Source organism: Streptomyces sp. NPDC054956 (assembly GCF_053609185.1).
Map to the genome: position 1 here is coordinate 20,918 of NZ_JBSGXB010000037.1, position 17,054 is coordinate 37,971.

Here is a 17,054-nt window from a genome sequence, read left to right on the forward strand (position 1 = left end):
CGGACCGGACCAACTGACCGGACCAACTGTCCGGTCAGGGGAACCCTGGAGCGATTCCCGCCGTTGGAGCATGGAAAGGCGGGTCTGTCAGCCGTCCCATGAGGCAGCGGGTGACAATACAGGGGTACATTCCGAAGAACAGTCTTTACTCACAGCAGCATTTACCTACGGGCAGGAGGGACGGGGTGCCTGGCGCCCCGTATGGATGGACGTGAAGCGATACTTCCGTGGGCCGGTCATGTGGATCGTGCTGGCCGTCCTCGCCGTGGTCGTGTTGATGAATGTCGTCGGCTCCGGCGGCGGCTACAAGTCGGTGGACACGAGCGAGGTCATCAAGGCGATCAACAGCGGCCAGGTGCAGCAGGCGCGCCTGACCACCGGCGACAGCCAGATGGTCAAGATCGACCTCAAGAAGGACCAGAAGCTCGGAGACAACTCCGGCTCCAAGTTCCAGGCCAACTACATCGGGGACCAGGGCGTCCAGCTCGCCCAGAACCTCCAGACCAAGTACGAAGCCGGTCAGATCCCCGACGGGTACTCCGTCGCACCGGACAAGACCAGCCCGTTCCTCAGCGTGCTGCTCTCGCTGCTGCCCTTCGTCCTCATCGTCGTCGTCTTCCTGTTCCTGATGAATCAGATGCAGGGCGGCGGCTCCCGGGTCATGCAGTTCGGGAAGTCCAAGGCCAAGCTCATCACCAAGGACACCCCGAAGACCACGTTCGCGGATGTCGCGGGCTCGGACGAGGCCGTCGAGGAACTCCACGAGATCAAGGAGTTCCTCCAGGAGCCGGCGAAGTTCCAGGCCGTCGGCGCCAAGATCCCCAAGGGCGTGCTGCTCTACGGCCCGCCCGGCACCGGTAAGACCCTGCTCGCGCGTGCCGTCGCGGGCGAGGCCGGTGTCCCCTTCTACTCGATCTCCGGTTCCGACTTCGTCGAGATGTTCGTCGGTGTCGGTGCCTCGCGTGTCCGCGACCTGTTCGAACAGGCCAAGGCCAACGCTCCGGCGATCGTCTTCGTCGACGAGATCGACGCCGTCGGCCGGCACCGCGGTGCGGGCCTCGGCGGCGGTCACGACGAGCGCGAGCAGACCCTCAACCAGCTGCTCGTCGAGATGGACGGCTTCGACGTGAAGGGCGGCGTCATCCTGATCGCCGCCACGAACCGCCCGGACATCCTCGACCCGGCCCTCCTGCGCCCCGGCCGCTTCGACCGCCAGATCGCGGTCGACCGCCCGGACATGCAGGGCCGTCTGGAGATCCTCAAGGTCCACCAGAAGGGCAAGCCGGTCGCTCCGGGCGTCGACCTCGGTGCCGTCGCCCGCCGCACCCCCGGCTTCACGGGTGCCGATCTCGCCAACGTCCTGAACGAGGCCGCGCTGCTCACGGCCCGCTCGGACCAGAAGCTGATCGACAACCACGCGCTGGACGAGGCGATCGACCGCGTCGTGGCGGGTCCGCAGAAGCGGACCCGGATCATGTCGGACCGGGAAAAGAAGATCACCGCGTACCACGAGGGCGGACACGCCCTGGTCGCGGCGGCTTCCCCGAACTCCGACCCGGTCCACAAGATCACGATCCTGTCCCGCGGCCGGGCCCTGGGTTACACCATGGTCCTGCCCGACGAGGACAAGTACTCGACCACGCGCAACGAGATGCTCGACCAGCTGGCGTACATGCTGGGCGGGCGCGCGGCCGAGGAACTGGTCTTCCACGACCCGACCACGGGTGCCGCGAACGACATCGAGAAGGCCACGGCAACGGCCCGCGCGATGGTCACGCAGTACGGCATGACCGAGCGCCTCGGCGCGATCAAGTTCGGCGGAGACAACACCGAGCCGTTCCTGGGCCGCGAGATGTCGCACCCGAGGGACTACTCGGAAGAGGTCGCGGCGCTGGTCGACGAAGAGGTCAAGAAGCTCATCGAGACCGCGCACAACGAGGCCTGGGAAATCCTGGTCGAGAACCGCGACGTGCTCGACAACCTCGTTCTCGCACTGCTGGAGAAGGAGACGCTCAACAAGGAGCAGATCGCCGAGATCTTCTCGACGATCGTGAAGCGCCCGGCCCGCCCGGCGTGGACCGGCTCCTCCCACCGCACGCCGTCCACCCGTCCGCCGGTGCTCTCTCCCAAGGAGCTCCAGCTGACGAACGCGGCGAACGGCACGTCGGCGGCCTCGGCCGCGCCCGCCGTGTCCGTGGAGAAGTCCCCGGAGCCCTCCCCGGAGGAGCGTTCCGAGTAACCGGTGGACGATCCCTCCCGGAATGGATGCCGCGCCCCCCAGGTTCTAGCCTGGGGGGCGCGGCACTTTCACATGCCCGCACGTGCACAGACAGGAACGAGGAAGAGATGACCGACCCAGTGACCCTGACCGGTGGCGAGGGCACGATCGGCGAGTTCGACGAGAAGCGCGCCGAGGCGGCGGTTCGCGAGCTCCTGATCGCGGTCGGCGAGGACCCGGACCGCGAGGGGCTCCTCGAGACGCCGGCGCGCGTGGCGCGGGCGTACAAGGAGATATTCGCCGGCCTCTACCAGAAGCCCGAAGAGGTCCTGACCACGACGTTCGACCTCGGGCACGACGAGATGGTCTTGGTCAAAGATATCGAGGTCATGTCAAACTGTGAACATCATCTGGTCCCCTTCCACGGTGTAGCTCACGTGGGGTACATCCCCTCCTCTGACGGCAAGATCACCGGTCTGTCGAAGCTGGCCCGGCTGGTGGATGTGTTCGCCCGCCGCCCCCAGGTCCAGGAGCGTCTGACCACGCAGATAGCGGACTCCCTGATGGAGATCCTCGACCCACGCGGGGTGATCGTCGTCATCGAGTGCGAGCACATGTGCATGACCATGCGCGGTGTCCGCAAGCCCGGCGCGAAGACCATCACCTCGGCGGTCCGAGGCCAGCTCCGCGACCCCGCGACCCGCAACGAGGCGATGAGCCTGATCATGGCGCGCTAGCCGGATTGTCAGACCCGCCCGATAACGTCGTTGATCAGGTGATTTCACTTGATCGGGGGGCGGTATGGGCGGGCTGCCGAGCAAGCAGATGGTGAACGGGGTGGACGGGCAGGCACAGGCGAGAACCGTGGGCCTGGGCGACCGGCTCTGGACGCTGGACGGGGACAGGACTGTGCCCACGGCCGTTCTGGGGGTGACGGCCGTCAAGGCCCGCGAGGTCGTGGACGTCGTCACGGACGGGCAGACGTTCACCGTGGCGCCGGACCAGTTACTGGGTACGAGCGACGGGTGGATTCCGGCTGCGGAGGCCTTGGGCAGCGTCGTGGTGTGGACCCACCCGCGCAAGCTCTGTCGGACGCGGCCGACGATTCTGCCCGGGTACGAGTTCGGCTACCTGGTGGGTGCCACGTGCGCCGACGGCACGGTGGGCAAGAACTACGTCTCCCTGGTGGTGAACGACGAGGACTTCGCAGCCAAGTACGCCGAGTGCCTGACCACGGCGACCGGCCTTCCCGCCCGCTTGGAGCCGGTCACCCGGCCCTCCGGCTACCTCCAGCGGGACCTTCCAGGCTTCAGGGTGCGCGTCGTCTCCTCGTACCTCGCCGATCTCATGAGGCAGTACGTGGGCGGGGACGCTCACCACATGCGGCAGGGCTTCCCCCGTGTCGTACTTCGGGACGACGAGACCTTCAGCGGCTTCCTCGACGGCTATGTGGATGGGGACGGTCACAGGATCCGGGGCGCCTGGGGGTGCCGGGTCGTGGTGAGCGCCAACGTCCCCTTCCTCCGCGAGCTGGCGGAGATCATCGGGGCGAGGTTCACACCGAACGGCGTCCCTGGGGGAGCGTCGCGCGTGTACATCTCCGATACCTGGGGGCAGCGCGGCACGTTCCGACGCGAAGAGCACCCCCTCCTGCTCGAGGAGACGATGCAGGTTCGAGTGCTGGAGGTCCGGCCCCACACTGCCGTCGGGGCGAAGCCCTTCACCCTCTACACGTACCGCCTCGGCCCCCACCCCGGGTTCCTGGTGAGCGGGCACCTGGTCCGGGCCCCCGGGTGACCTGTCAGGCGCGGGCCGGGGCTTCCGGGCCGTCTTCCTCGTCCGGGAGCTTCAGGACGTGTTCCAGGAAGAGGGCGGTGGCGATGACGGCGGCGCCGGCCAGGACCGAGGCGGCGGCGTACCAGGTCTGGTCGCGGCGGGCCGGGACGTCGAACAGGGGGCTGGTGAGCAGGTAGACGCCGACGCCGCCGTAGGCGCCCGCGACCAGGGCCGCCACCAGGGCGCTGGCCTGGCCGAGGACCACCGCGCGGGCCGCCATCAGCGGTTCCACGCCCTTGGCGCCCGGTACCCGCTCGCGCTGCGCCTTCAGGCGGGAGCGCAGGGACAGGGCCGTGGCGAGCAGGACCACCGCGATGACGGCCAGCACGATCGGCGCGGCCAGCGGGACGCCGGGCAGCGCATCGTACGAGGCCAGGACCCGGGCGCCGGCCCAGGACAGCACCCCGGTGACCGCGAAGATTCCCGCCAGAACCGCCGGCCTCAGTTGCTTCACGTGCCTGTTCCCCGCTTTCTGTGCGTACCCGGCGATCTTAAGTCTTCGGCTCCCGGGGCGGGGGCAGGCCCGGTCCCTACTCGGGGAGGCGCAGTTCCAGGTCGTGGCGGCGGGTGAGACCCGTGAGGCCGACCGCGGCCAGCAGTGCGGCGACGGGCCCGTGGCCCGGGATCTGAGCCTCGGGGTCGATGTCGTTCCACGGGGCCAGCACGAAGGCGCGCTCGTGGGCGCGCGGGTGCGGGAGGGTGAGGACCGGGTCGGTGGAGATCACGTCGGCGTACGCGATGATGTCGACGTCGATGGTGCGGGGGCCCCAGCGCTCCTCGCGGACGCGGTCGAAGGCTTCTTCGATGGCGTGGCCGCGCTCCAGCAGGGAGCCGGGCGGCAGGGTGGTCTTCACCGAGATGACGGCGTTGAGGTACGAGGGCTGCGAGCCGGCCTCGACGCCCCACGGCTCCGTCTCGTAGACGGGGGAGACGGCCTTGACCCGCAGGCCCGGGGTGTCCCCGAGGGCGTCGATGGCGCCCTGGAGGGTCTCCAGGCGGTTGCCGAGGTTCGCGCCGAGCGCGACGACGGCCCATTTGGGGTTGGACAGGGTGACGTCCGCCGCGTCGACGGCTTCGACCACGGACGCGGGTACCGGCTGGACGGTGGGGTCGCTCTGGGCGTTCATTCCGTTGTTCACGCGCGGCTCCGGGTGATCGTGATGGTCACGTCGTCGAAGGGGACGGTGATGGGCGCGTCCGGCTTGTGGACGACGACCTCCACCTGGGCGACCGCCTCGTGCTTGAGGCACTGCTGGGCGATCCGCTCGGCGAGGGTCTCGATCAGGTCCACGGGCTCGCCCTGGACCACGTCGACGACTTCCTCGGCGACCACTCCGTAGTGGACGGTCTTCGCCAGGTCGTCGCCGGCCGCCGCGGGGCGGGTGTCGAGGTGCAGCACCAGGTCGACGATGAAGGTCTGGCCTTCTTCGCGCTCCCGGGGGAAGACGCCATGGTGCCCGCGAGCCTTGAGGCCGCGCAGCGCGACACGATCCACGCGAATCACTCCTGCTTTTCGTAGGTGCTTCCGGTCCGGGACTCCCCGGATCCATGGTCTGAGCCGAGTGCGGTCGGCGTCGTCCATCTTCGAATTTACCTGCGAAATACCTCGGACCCCGACAGCCCCCCGACCGAGGGGCTAGGAGGACTCCTCCTCGTCGTCCTCGTCGGAGTCCGTGAGCACGGGAGAACCGTGGTGCGACCAGAGCCGCCAGCCCTCCGGTGTGCGTCGGAACACATTCGTGGCGACGACGAGCTGGCCGACGAGCGGGCCCAGCTCCCCGCCGTCCTCGGCGGGTCCGCCGCTGAGGATGTTCTCCGTGCAGGTCACCAGGGCGGTATCGGCTATTACGGCCACTTTGGTGTCGGTCAGGAAGAACTGGATGTACTCGGTGTGGGACATGATCAGCGCGTACGAGCGCAGGACCTCGCCGCGCCCCGAGAGCACCGGCCAGCCCGGGTGCACGCAGGAGATCTCGTCCTCGAGCCAGAGCGCCGACAGTGCGTCGAAGTCCCCCCGCTCCATGGCCTCGTAGAAGGCCGTGTTGACCTCTTCGACGGCTTCGATGTCGCTACGGCTCACCGTTCCCCTTCCTCGTCGCCACGGGTGGTACGCAGTGCCCCTTCCACGGCGCGGGCCACCCGAACCGCGTCCGCGCTCGCCCGTACCTCGTGCACCCGAACGGCCCAGGCGCCCTGCTGGGCGGCGATCGCGGAGACGGCCGCGGTGGCGGCGTCGCGTTCGCGGGCGGGTGGCGGGGAGGCGTCGGCGGTGCCGGCGAGCACCCGGCCGAGGAAACGCTTCCTCGACGCGGCGACCAGCAGCGGGAAGCCGAGGGCGCGCAGCTCGGGCAGGTGGGCCACGAGGGCCAGGTCGTGTTCGGCGTTCTTCGCGAAGCCCAGACCGGGGTCGACGAGGAGCCGCTCGGGGGCGACTCCGCCGGAGACGACGGCGTCGATGCGGGTCCGCAGTTCGGCGGTGACTTCGGCGAGTACGTCCTCGTAGACGGCGAGGCTGTTCATGCCGTCGCTGAAGCCGCGCCAGTGCATGACGACGAAGGGCACCTCGGCGGCGGCGACGGCCGGGATCATGCCGGGGTCGGCGAGGCCGCCGCTGACGTCGTTGACCAGGGCCGCGCCGGCGGCGACGGCCTGTGCGGCGACGGAGGCGCGCATGGTGTCCACGGAGACGACGACGCCTTCGGAGGCGAGGCCGCGGACGACGGGGACGACCCGGCGCAGCTCTTCCTCCTCGTCGACGCGGGAGGCGCCGGGGCGGGTGGATTCGCCGCCGACGTCCACGAGGTCGGCGCCCTGGGCGACGAGGTCGAGGCCGCGCTTGACGGCGGCGGTGGTGTCGAACCAGCGGCCGCCGTCGGAGAAGGAGTCGGGGGTGACGTTGACGACGCCCATGACCCCGCAGCGGTCCCACTCCGGCAGGCCTGTGACCCGGCCCCGCTCGGTGGCCGCGCGCTTCGTGTTCATGTGTCCAGGGTATGGGTTGGCCCGGACGCGGCAGGGCCCCCGGAGCCGGGCGGCTCCGGGGGCCCTGGACGGCGTACGGGCGCGAAGGGCAGGCCTTACGCGGCCTGGACCTCGCGCTCGGCCTGGGCGGGCACCGCGCGCACGTGGTGGTTGTGGGTGCAGGTGCGGACCGGCTTGGGGCGGCGACGGCTGGCGAACAGGCGGGGCAGGGCCAGTGTCACGAAGCCCTCGGCCTGCATGGCGGCGAAGCCGATGCGGGGCAGGTCGCGGGTGGTGCGGAAGACGACGAAGCGGGGTTCCCAGCGGGGGCGGAACTTCGCGTTGAACTTGTACAGCGACTCGATCTGGAACCAGCGCGAGAGGAACACCAGCAGGCTGCGCCACATCCGCAGCACCGGGCCGGCGCCGATCTTCTCGCCGCGGGCCAGTGCCGAGCGGAACATCGCGAAGTTCAGGGAGACCTTCTCGATGCCCAGGGCCGGGGAGGCCTCCAGGGAGGCGACGATCAGGAGCTCGTTCATGCCGGGGTCGGCGGCGCGGTCGCGGCGCATCAGCTCCAGCGACATGCCGTCCTTGCCCCACGGGACGAAGTGCAGGACGGCCTTGAGGTCGCCGAAGGGGGAGGTGTCGCCCTCCTCGACGCGGTGCGCGGTGGCGATGAAGCAGTCGCCGTCGCCCGGGTCGCCGACGCGGCCCAGTGCCATGGAGAAGCCGCGTTCGGTGTCGGTGCCGCGCCAGGCCTCGGCGGCGCCCCGTACCTGCTCGAGCTCGGTCTCGGTCAGCTCGCTGACCCGGCGGACCTTGGTGGTGTAGCCGTTGCGCTCGATGCGCTTCACCATCTGGCGGACGTTGCGCATCGCCCGGCCGGAGAGGGAGAAGTCTTTGACGTCGACGATGGCCTCGTCCCCGAGTTCCAGGGCGTCGAGCCCGGTCTCGCGGGTCCAGACCTCGCCGCCGGTCTCGCTGCAGCCCATGACGGCGGGGGTCCAGGAGTGGGCCTTGGCCTCCTCCATGAACCGCTCGATGGCGCCGGGCCAGGCCTCGACGTCGCCGACGGGGTCGCCGGAGGCGAGCATGACGCCGGAGACGACGCGGTAGGTGACGGCGGCCTTGCCGCTGGGGGAGAAGACGACGGCCTTGTCGCGGCGGAGCGCGAAGTGGCCGAGCGAGTCGCGGCCGCCGTGCTTGGCGAGGAGCTCGCGCAGCTTGACCTCGTCGTCGGCGGTGAGCCGGGCGGCGGGGTGCTCGGGGCGGAAGGCGAGGTAGATGGTGGTGACGGCGGTCAGCATGCCGAGGGCGCCGAGCGAGTAGCCGACGGTCCAGGAGACCCGGCCGGCGTAGTCGACGGGGCCCTCGAAGCCGAAGAGCCCGTAGACGACGTGGCTGATCTGCTCGTAGACACCCGGATTGCCGACGACGCGGCCCGGGTGCGAGTTGACGATGACCAGGCCGAGCCCGATGGAGCCGGCGCTCATCAGGACGAAGTTGGCGAGCGCCTTCCAGCGGCTGCGCGGGTCCGGGAGCGCCTTGAATTCACCCTGGTGGCGCAGCAGGAGCGCGAGCAGCACCGCCGCGATCACCACGCCGACGACGGAGTGGCGGTACGTGAACTGCGCGACGGCTCCGGCGGGCAGGAGCACCACGGCGGCCCGCCAGGCGCGGCGCTTGCGGCGCTTGAGCCCGTGGGCGAGCAGCAGGAGCAGGACGCCCGCGCTGAGGGCCAGGGCCGCGGCGAAGGGCCCGAAGGAGCCGGGCAGTACCTCGGTCACGGCGTGGATACGGCTGTGCCTGAAGCGCGGGAAGACTCCCGCGGCGATGTCGAGCAGGCCGACGACCATGACGGCCGTGCCCACTACGCCGGGGACGGCCTCCGGTCGTGGGCCACGGAGGATTCGGCCGACCCGCTTCGGAACCTGTCCCGACTTATCGCCATCTATCCTGCTAGACATCGCTTCCCGTTGCTCCGCGAGAGATCATGTGGCCGAAGGCCGCGACAGCCTCCGGAGTGTGGTGCGTCCCCTAGGACGACATCGAGGGGGAGCGGGTTCACTCTTCCGTCGAGAAAAAAACTAGTCCTGCCATAGAAAGTCGACTGACTGCTCATGGGTCTCACCAGTAATACGGTTCTGGCGTTGGCCATCATCGCCGGTGTGCTGCTCTTCGCGGCCACGGTGTGGTTCTGGCCGAAGCTCTCGGGCCGCTCCTGGCGCTCGGTCCTCGGCCGCATCGGCCTCCTCCTGGCAACGCAGCTGGCGCTGTTCTCGGCGGTGGGTCTCGCGGCCAACAAGTCGTTCCTCTTCTACGGTTCCTGGGCCGACCTCTTCGGGCAGGAGACGTCGATCGGCAAGGTCGTCGACCACGGGATGAGCAGCGACGACATCAAGATCGTCGACAAGCAGAAGCTCGACGTGCCCGGCGGCTCCAAGCCCCAGGTCGGCGGGCAGATCCTGAAAGTGGCCATAACCGGCCAGAAGTCGAAGATAACGAGCCCGGGCTACGTGTGGCTGCCGCCGGAGTACTTCCAGCCGCAGCACAAGGACCAGAACTTCCCGGCATCCATCATCCTCACGGGTTACCCGGGAACGGCCGAGAACCTGATCAAAGGGCTGAACTACCCGATGACGGCCTTCAAGCAGGCCAAGGCGGGCAAGATGAAGCCGATGATCCTGGTCATGCTCCGTCCGACGGTGGCGCCCCCGCGCGACACCGAGTGCGTGGACATACCCGGTGGCCCGCAGACCGAGACCTTCTTCGGCGTGGACCTGCCGCAGGCCATCCAGGACACCTTCCGGGTCGGCAAGGACCCCAAGAACATGGGCTTCATCGGCAACTCGACCGGCGGCTACTGCGCGCTGAAGATCGCCGCGCACTACCCGCAGACCTTCGGCGCGGCCGCGGGCCTGTCCGCGTACTACGAGGCCCCGGACGACCCGACCACCGGTGACCTCTTCCACGGGGACGACAAGCTGAAGGCGCGCGCCAACGTGCTGGAGTCCGTCAAGGCGAAGAAGCCGACCGGCACCTCCTTCCTCGTGACCAGCAGCGAGAAGGGCGAGCCGAACCTCGGCGACACCAAGAAGTTCATCAAGCTGGTCAAGGGCCCGGACCGGGTCTCCTCGATCATCCTCGACAGCGGTGGCCACAACTTCAACACCTGGCGCCGGGAGATCCCGCCGATGCTGGTGTGGATGAGCCAGCGCATCCAGGCCTGAGACCGGGCCCGGACCCCGCCCGCGACGGGCGCCGGTCCGGGCCGGTCCGGATTCAGGCCTCCTGCGGGGCGGTTTCCTCCAGACCCGCCCGGCGCAGTGCCCGGTGGACCCCCTCCGGGGTGAGTACGCCGACCAGGGCGCCGGAGTCCGGATCCGTGACCCCGATCCGGCCCGAGTCCTCCTGCAGCAGCAGCGCGAGCGCCTCGCGCAGCGACGCCCCCAGCGCCACTTCGGCGGTGGGGGCCTTTTCGTCCGCGGCCGCCAGGTCGGCCTCGGTGACCGGGGTGACGGCGAGCCGCTTGAGTCCCCGGTCGGCGCCGACGAAGCCGGCCACGTAGTCGGTCGCCGGGGCGCCCAGCACCCGTGCCGGACGGGCGAACTGCTCGATGGTGCCCGCCCCGTAGACGGCGATGCGGTCCCCGAGCCGGACGGCCTCCTCCAGGTCGTGCGTGACCAGCAGGATCGTCTTGCGCACCGTCTTCTGCAGCGTCAGGAACTCGTTCTGCAGCCGCTCGCGCACCACCGGGTCCACTGCGCCGAACGGCTCGTCCATCAGGAGTACAGGCGGGTCCGCGGCCAGGGCGCGGGCCACGCCCACGCGCTGGCGCTGCCCGCCCGACAGCTGCTCCGGGTAGCGGCTCCCGTAGACGGCCGGGTCCAGCCCGACCAGGTCGAGGAGTTCCGCCGCCCGCGCGCGGGCCTTGGCCTTCGGGGTGCCGATCAGCTGGGGCACGGTGGCCGTGTTCTCCAGCACCGTCTTGTGCGGGAAGAGCCCGACCTGCTGGATCACGTAGCCGATGCGGCGGCGCAGTTCGACCGGGTCGGCGGCCGCGATGTCCTCGCCGTCCACCAGGATCCGGCCGGAGGTCGGCTCGATGAGCCGGTTGACCATCTTCATCGTGGTCGTCTTGCCGCAGCCGGACGGGCCCACCAGGGTGACCAGTTCACCCTCCGCGACCTCGAAGGACAGGTCCGCGACCGCCGTCGTCCCGTCGGGGTAGCGCTTGGTCACTTGCTCGAATCGGATCACCTCGCCATCTTTCCCTACCGGCGCGGCCGGTTTGTGAAGGGCGTGTTGCCCGTGTGCGAAGGATTCCGGCCATTGTCGGCACCGGGGGTTATGGTCGCTCCTACGTACGTTCGGTGACGGGGGGTGAGGAGCGCATGGCCGGGCAGAGCTGCCTGGTGGCGAACGACTGGATCTGCTGGGAGTACGTCACGTCCCGGTCCCAGGAGCTCACCGACGCCACCCTCGAACACGTCTGGATCACGGGAGTGTCGGTACTGATCGGCCTCGCCGTGTCGGTGCCGCTCGCGCTGCTGGCCCGCCGCGGCCGCCACTGGGCGGCCCCCGTGCTCGGCGTCACCACCCTGCTCTACACGATCCCCTCGCTCGCCATGTTCTCCCTGCTGCTGCCCGTCTTCGGGCTCTCGGCGGCGCTGGTGGTGACCGGTCTCGTGCTGTATTCGCTGACGATCCTCGTCCGCAACGTGCTGGCCGGCCTGGAAGCCGTCCCCGAGGAGGTGCGGGAAGCCGCGCGCGGGATGGGCTACGGGCCGGGCCGCCTGCTGTGGCAGGTGGAACTGCCGCTGGCGCTCCCCGCCCTGCTGGCCGGCGTACGGATCGCCACCGTCTCCACGGTCGCGCTGACCACGGTCGGCTCCATCGTCGGCAAGGGCGGCCTCGGCAACCTCATCGCGCCCGCCGTGAACAGCTCCTTCAAGGCGCAGGTGCTCACCGCCTCCGTGCTGTGCGTGCTGCTCGCCCTGCTCGCGGACCTGGCCCTGCTCGGCGTCCAGCGGGTGCTCACGCCCTGGACCAGGGCGGCCCGCGCCGCAGAGGGGGCCTGATGGGAGTGCTGGGACAGGCCTGGGACTGGCTGGCCGACGGGGCCAACTGGTCGGGCGAGAGCGGCGTCTGGCACCGCCTCGGCGAACACGTGTACGTCAGCGGGATCGCCCTGGCCCTGGCCTGCGCGGTGGCCCTCCCGGTCGGACTGTGGCTTGGCCACCTCGGCAAGGGCGGCGGCCTCGCCGTCAACGTCTCCAACATCGGCCGCGCCGTGCCCGTCTTCGCGGTGCTCGCCCTGTTCATGGTCTCGCCGCTGCGCAACGCCGGGTACGTGCCGACCGTCATCGCGCTCGTGCTCTTCGCCGTCCCGCCGCTGCTGACCAACGCCTACGTCGGCATGCGCGAGGTCGACCGCTCGGTGGTGGAGGCCGCGCGGGGCATGGGCATGTCCGGCGGCCAGCTCTTCTGGCGGGTGGAACTCCCGCTCGCCCGGCCCCTGGTGATGACGGGTCTGCGCTCGGGCGCCGTCCAGGTCATTGCCACGGCCACCATCGCAGCGATGGTCGGCCAGGGCGGCCTCGGCCGGATCATCACCGCCGGCTTCAACACGTACAACACCCCGCAGGTCGTCGCGGGCGCCCTGCTCGTCGCGGTGCTGGCACTGCTGGTGGAGGGCGCGCTGGTGGCCGCCGACCGGCTGCTGCCCGGTGCCGCCTCCCGCTGACGAGGCCCCCCGGCCGTTTCCCCCGCCCCCTCGAAGGAGATCGACATGAGCAAGTCCACACGCGTCCTCGGCGCGGCCCTGGGTGCCGTCGCCCTGACCGCATCGCTCGCCGCGTGCGGCGGCGACAGCCTGGAGAAGACCAAGGACGGCGGCTCCTCCGCCGCCGCCTCCGGCCCGTCCGAGGGCGGCAAGGGCGGCAAACTGGTGATCGGCGCGGCCGGGTTCACCGAGTCCAACGTGCTGGCCGAGCTGTACGCGCAGGTCCTCAAGGACGCGGGCTACTCCACCTCGATCACCACGGTCAACAACCGCGAGCTGTACGAGCCCTCGCTGGAGAAGGGCGAGATCGACGTCGTCCCGGAGTACGCGGCGACCCTCGCGGAGTTCCTCAACGCCAAGGTGAACGGCTCCAAGGCGCCGTCCGAGAAGCCGGTCGCGTCGAGCGACGTCGCGGCGACCGTGGCGGCCCTGGAGAAGCTGGCGGCCCCGCTCGGACTGAAGGCCCTGCCGGCCGGCTCGGCGGTCGACCAGAACGCCTTCGCGGTCAGCAAGGAATTCGCCGCGAAGAACAATCTGAAGACCCTTTCCGACCTCGGCAAGTCCGGTCTCAAGGTGAAGATCGCGGCGGGCGACGAATGCGCGGTGCGGCCCTTCTGCGCACCCGGCTTGCAGAAGACATACGGAATCGAGGTTTCCGGTATTGACCCGAAGGGCGTCGGAACCCCGCAGGCCAAGCAGGCCGTCAAGGACGGCGCCGACCAGCTCGTCCTGACCACCACCACGGACGCCACCCTCGACAACTTCGGCCTGGTCCTCCTGGAGGACGACAAGAAGCTCCAGAACGCCGACAACGTCCTGCCGGTGGTCAACGCCAAGGACGCCGGCGCTCCCGAGATCGCGGCCGCCCTCGACAAGCTCACCAAGGCGCTCACCACCGCGGACCTGGTCGACCTCAACCGCAAGGTGGACGCCGAGCGCGCCAAGCCCGCGGATGTCGCGAAGGCCTATCTGGAGTCCAAAGGACTGGTGAAGAAGTAGTAGTTGGGCCTTTGGTGCGGAAAGTCGAGTAACTCGGCGGGTAACTGCTCGGGAACAGATTCCCGGGCAGCTACCCCACACCCTGTCCACGCCCTGTAAATTTCAGGCCATGCCCCGTGGACGCCACCGCAATCCCGAACCCCTTCACCGGCTGCTCACGCCGACGACCGTCGCCGGTGTGTCCGTCGCCGGGGCCGCAGCGGCCTGGCTGCTCGCGGAACCGATGGCGCTGCGCCTGCTCGTGGCCCTCACGGCGGCCGCGGGCATCACCGGCGCCGTCGTCATGCGGTCCTGGGACCGCGCCGCCGGGCGCCGGGTCGCGGAGCTCGGGCGCGAGCGGATCAAGGACGAGTGGAAGACGGACGAGCGGATAGCCGAGCTCGAATCCGACCTCGAAGAGGCCCGGGTGCTGCGCGGCAAGCTCGACGCCAAGCTGCGCGCCAAGCGCGTCGAACTCGCGGGCCTGCGCGGCGAACACGCCGCGCTGCTGCGGCGGTACGCGACCGCCGAGACCGAGCGGGCGAGCGCCCTGGAGCGGCGCCGGCTGCTGGCCATCGAGGCCGCCGCCAAGCCCGCCATCGAGGCCGCCGCGCCGCCGAAGGAACTTCCGGCCGTCTCCGAGGAGCGCACCCCGGCCGGCGCGGCCACCCCGGTCGGCTTCGCCCGCGCCAACGCCGCGCTGGCGGCCATGGCCCGCAAGGCGCAGGCGCCTGCCGGGCCTTCGGGTCCCGAAGGCGGCCGTGCGCTGGTTCCGGCGGTGGCCGGCGGTGCACCGGCGGCGGTCGTCCCGGCTGCCGCTGCCACTGCTGCCACTGCTGCCGCCGCGAAGGCCCCGGGTGCTCCCGCCGCGGTCACCGGACCGGCCGCTCCCGCCGCTCCCGCCGCGCCGGAGGCGCACGGCCGGCCTGCGATCACCGGACCGGCCGCGGCCGTCCCCGCGCGCAGGCTCGCGGCGGCCGTGACCCCGTACGACACCCAGCGCCGGGCGGCTTCGCGCGCGCTGGGCGGCTTCGACTTCTTCGGTACGAAGACGGCGGCTCAGGCCCGCGCGGTCATCGAGTCCGTGCAGAACGAGGACCTGGCCGACGTGGTCGGCGCGGAGGCCCTCGCGGTCCACAAGGCGGAGTCCGCCCAGGGCGGTTCGGAGCCGGAGTTCAAGCCGGCGACCGCCGAGCACCGCGCGGTGGGCCAGGTCATCGACCTGACGGCCCACGACGAGACCGAGCCGATCGACGTGGCGCAGCTGCGGACCGCGATCTCCTAGCGGGCCGGGCCCGCGGGCCCGGCGGACCCGTCCACAGCACTAGGTCGTCTCTTTCGGATCTTGCCGGTTGAGCCCGCGTCGTCCGGTGCCGTGCATCGCAAGGCGGAGAGGCTCCCGATTACTGGACGTCCTCGGGTGCCTCGACAACGCGGCGAGGTGCGGTGCCGGGCGGCGCGGGTCAGGCAAGATCCGGAAGAGACGGCCTAGCCCGCGTACGAGTCCACCAGGCGGGCCAGGTGGCGGCCCGCCACCAGGAGCGGGGTCCGGCTCCCGGTGACCTGGGCGCTGGTCTCGGCGCCCTCCAGGGTGTTGATGACGGTCGAGGCCAGATCCCGGGCCTGCTCCTCGGGGTGGCCCGAGGCGATGAGCTTCTCCGCCACCATCTCCTGCCAGTGCGCGAACGCCTGGCCGCAGGCCGTCTGGAGCTCCGGGATGCGGCCGACCGTCTCCAGGGCCGTCGTGGTCACCGGGCAGCCGTCGCGCCAGTCCGAGGCGGCGAGGGCGTCGGCGAGCATCACAGCGACGGCCTCCACGGCTCGCGCCGGGTCGGGGTCCGAGGCGAGCCCGGCGCCGATGAGCTCCGTGAACTCCTCGTCGCCGTAGTGGATCGCGGCCACCGCGAGCTCCTGCTTGCCGCCCGGGAAGAAGTGGTAGAGCGAACCCAGGGTGGCCTCGGCCTCGCGGACCAGCTGTTTGACCGGGGTGTTCTCGTAACCGCCGCGCTGCATGAGGCGGGACGCGGTGCGGACCAGCCGGTCGCGGGTCCCCAGTGCCGTCTTCGGCGTTGCCGTCTCGTCCGTCGCCTCTGCTGCTGCCATGGGTGCGATCCTACCTCCGATTCTGGATAGAGCGCTCGTTCTAGTCCCGTGCTACGGTCGTTCCGAGCGCTGGATAGAGCGTTCGTTCTAGAACTCGACGTTGGGGGAACTCCGTCATGACCCAGAACCAGAGCGAGACCCGGAACCAGAGCGAGACCCAGGCCCAGAGCGGGACCCGGAGCCGGACGGGCAAGGAGACGGTCACCGTCATCGGCCTCGGCCCCATGGGCCAGGCCATGGCCGCCGCCTACCTGGACGCCGGCTACGAGGTCACCGTCTGGAACCGCAGCCCCGGCAAGGACGCCGGACTCCTGGCCCGCGGCGCCCGCCCGGCCGCCACCGCCGCCGAGGCCGTGGCCGCGAGCGGGCTCACCGTCCTCAGCCTCATCGACGTGGACGTCATGTACGGGACCCTCGCGGAGGCCGACCTCACCGGCCGGGTGCTGGCCAACCTGTCCTCCGACGTCCCCGACAAGGCGCGGGCCGCCGCGCGGTGGGCCGAGGAGCGCGGAGCCTCGTACCTCACCGGCGGGGTCAACGTCCCGCCGACCGGGATCGGCCAGGCCGGGGCGTCCGTGTTCGTCAGCGGGCCGCGCGAGGCGTACGACGGTCACCGGGCCGCGCTCGACGTGCTCGCCGCCACCGACTACCGGGGCGCCGATCCCGGTCACGCGCAGCTCTACTACCAGCTCAACATGATCATGTTCTGGACCGCGTACACGGGCTGGTACCAGGCCCTCGCCGTCGCCCGCGCCAACGGTCTGACGGCGGCCGAGGTCCTGCCGTACGCCGGGGCCACCGCCGACACGATGCGCGGGTTCTTCGAGGGCTCCGCCCCGCTGGTGGACGCGGGCGCGCACGAGGGCACGTACGAGCGCCTCGCGATGTGCGCGGCGAGCGTCGAGCACGTCCTGCACACCGCCGCCGACTCCGGTGTGGACACCGGGATCCTGGCCGCGCACGCCGAGCTCTACCGGCGCGGGGTCGCGGCGGGCTTCGGGGCCGACAGCAGCTCGCGGCTGATCGGCCTGCTGGAAGGCGCGGTGGCGGAGCCGGCCTCCGCGCCCGCCCGGATCTAGGTGTGTTGTCCGGGGACGTTGGTGACACACGTGCTGGGTTCTTGAAATGGGTGAGGGCCTCCGGGTTCGGTGTGGATTGCGACATCTACAC

Annotated in this window: 17 protein-coding genes; 9 read left to right on the top strand and 8 right to left on the bottom strand. The window is 70.5% G+C overall.

Translation table 11 applies throughout. The annotated features are described in order from the left end of the window. Nucleotides 1-205 precede the first annotated feature (205 nt). The 3 genes from ftsH (at nt 206) to ACWGDE_RS09880 (ending at nt 4,015) form a co-directional block, all read left to right on the top strand. A complete protein-coding gene (ftsH, locus tag ACWGDE_RS09870) occupies nt 206-2,239 on the top strand; it encodes an ATP-dependent zinc metalloprotease FtsH (protein WP_453388473.1) in 2,034 nt (677 codons plus the stop codon). A 107-nt stretch (nt 2,240-2,346) separates the two neighbouring features. Further along, entirely contained in the window at nt 2,347-2,955 is a 609-nt protein-coding gene (gene folE / locus ACWGDE_RS09875) for a GTP cyclohydrolase I FolE (RefSeq protein WP_453388474.1), read from the top strand. Between the two features lie 64 nt (nt 2,956-3,019). Next, entirely contained in the window at nt 3,020-4,015 is a 996-nt protein-coding gene (locus tag ACWGDE_RS09880; protein WP_453388475.1) for a hypothetical protein, read from the top strand. Nucleotides 4,016-4,019: 4 nt separating this feature from the next. Here the strand turns inward: ACWGDE_RS09880 and ACWGDE_RS09885 are convergent, their stop codons facing one another. The 6 genes from ACWGDE_RS09885 to ACWGDE_RS09910 form a co-directional block, all read right to left on the bottom strand. Next, nucleotides 4,020-4,508: a DUF3180 domain-containing protein gene (locus ACWGDE_RS09885; protein WP_453388476.1), complete on the bottom strand. Its 489-nt coding sequence runs from the start codon at nt 4,506-4,508 to the stop codon at nt 4,020-4,022. A gap of 76 nt (nt 4,509-4,584) precedes the next feature. Beyond that, complete coding sequence (folK, locus tag ACWGDE_RS09890) at nt 4,585-5,181, bottom strand: 2-amino-4-hydroxy-6-hydroxymethyldihydropteridine diphosphokinase (protein WP_453388489.1); 597 nt, start codon at nt 5,179-5,181, stop codon at nt 4,585-4,587. An 8-nt stretch (nt 5,182-5,189) separates the two neighbouring features. After that, nucleotides 5,190-5,549 (bottom strand): dihydroneopterin aldolase, encoded by a 360-nt coding sequence (gene folB / locus ACWGDE_RS09895; RefSeq protein WP_030010912.1) that lies wholly within the window; start codon nt 5,547-5,549, stop codon nt 5,190-5,192. Nucleotides 5,550-5,690: 141 nt separating this feature from the next. Then, on the bottom strand, nt 5,691-6,134 hold the full coding sequence (locus ACWGDE_RS09900) for a nuclear transport factor 2 family protein (RefSeq protein ID WP_453388477.1): 444 nt from the start codon (nt 6,132-6,134) through the stop codon (nt 5,691-5,693). Beyond that, nucleotides 6,131-7,036, bottom strand: a complete 906-nt coding sequence (folP, locus tag ACWGDE_RS09905) for a dihydropteroate synthase (protein WP_453388478.1) — start codon at nt 7,034-7,036, stop codon at nt 6,131-6,133. The genes ACWGDE_RS09900 and folP overlap by 4 nt, the downstream gene beginning before the upstream one ends. Nucleotides 7,037-7,131: 95 nt before the next feature. Beyond that, nucleotides 7,132-8,985 carry a phosphatidylglycerol lysyltransferase domain-containing protein gene (locus ACWGDE_RS09910; RefSeq protein WP_453388479.1) on the bottom strand — a complete coding sequence of 618 codons (1,854 nt, stop codon included), beginning with the start codon at nt 8,983-8,985 and terminating at the stop codon, nt 7,132-7,134. Between the two features lie 153 nt (nt 8,986-9,138). Here ACWGDE_RS09910 and ACWGDE_RS09915 point away from each other — a divergent pair, with 153 nt between their 5' ends. Beyond that, nucleotides 9,139-10,248: an alpha/beta hydrolase gene (locus tag ACWGDE_RS09915; RefSeq protein WP_453388480.1), complete on the top strand. Its 1,110-nt coding sequence runs from the start codon at nt 9,139-9,141 to the stop codon at nt 10,246-10,248. 52 nt (nt 10,249-10,300) lie between these two features. Here the strand turns inward: ACWGDE_RS09915 and ACWGDE_RS09920 are convergent, their stop codons facing one another. Then, the gene (locus ACWGDE_RS09920) at nt 10,301-11,278 is read right to left on the bottom strand and encodes an ABC transporter ATP-binding protein (RefSeq protein WP_453388481.1); all 978 of its coding nucleotides are present in this window, start codon (nt 11,276-11,278) and stop codon (nt 10,301-10,303) included. 134 nt (nt 11,279-11,412) lie between these two features. Between ACWGDE_RS09920 and ACWGDE_RS09925 the strand changes: the two genes are divergently transcribed. From ACWGDE_RS09925 to ACWGDE_RS09940, 4 genes are all read left to right on the top strand, one after another. After that, a complete protein-coding gene (locus ACWGDE_RS09925; protein ID WP_453388482.1) occupies nt 11,413-12,099 on the top strand; it encodes an ABC transporter permease in 687 nt (228 codons plus the stop codon). Continuing rightward, a complete protein-coding gene (locus tag ACWGDE_RS09930) occupies nt 12,099-12,764 on the top strand; it encodes an ABC transporter permease (RefSeq protein WP_453388483.1) in 666 nt (221 codons plus the stop codon). Before ACWGDE_RS09925 ends, ACWGDE_RS09930 begins: the two co-directional genes overlap by 1 nt. 45 nt (nt 12,765-12,809) lie before the next feature. Continuing rightward, entirely contained in the window at nt 12,810-13,802 is a 993-nt protein-coding gene (locus tag ACWGDE_RS09935; RefSeq protein WP_453388484.1) for an ABC transporter substrate-binding protein, read from the top strand. A 109-nt stretch (nt 13,803-13,911) separates the two neighbouring features. Continuing rightward, nucleotides 13,912-15,066, top strand: a complete 1,155-nt coding sequence (locus ACWGDE_RS09940; RefSeq protein WP_453388485.1) for a hypothetical protein — start codon at nt 13,912-13,914, stop codon at nt 15,064-15,066. 203 nt (nt 15,067-15,269) lie between these two features. Here ACWGDE_RS09940 and ACWGDE_RS09945 read toward each other — a convergent pair whose 3' ends face one another. Next, the gene (locus ACWGDE_RS09945; RefSeq protein ID WP_453388486.1) at nt 15,270-15,884 is read right to left on the bottom strand and encodes a TetR/AcrR family transcriptional regulator; all 615 of its coding nucleotides are present in this window, start codon (nt 15,882-15,884) and stop codon (nt 15,270-15,272) included. A 116-nt stretch (nt 15,885-16,000) separates the two neighbouring features. Between ACWGDE_RS09945 and ACWGDE_RS09950 the strand changes: the two genes are divergently transcribed. After that, nucleotides 16,001-16,963 carry an NAD(P)-dependent oxidoreductase gene (locus ACWGDE_RS09950; RefSeq protein ID WP_453388487.1) on the top strand — a complete coding sequence of 321 codons (963 nt, stop codon included), beginning with the start codon at nt 16,001-16,003 and terminating at the stop codon, nt 16,961-16,963. Nucleotides 16,964-17,054 lie beyond the last annotated feature (91 nt).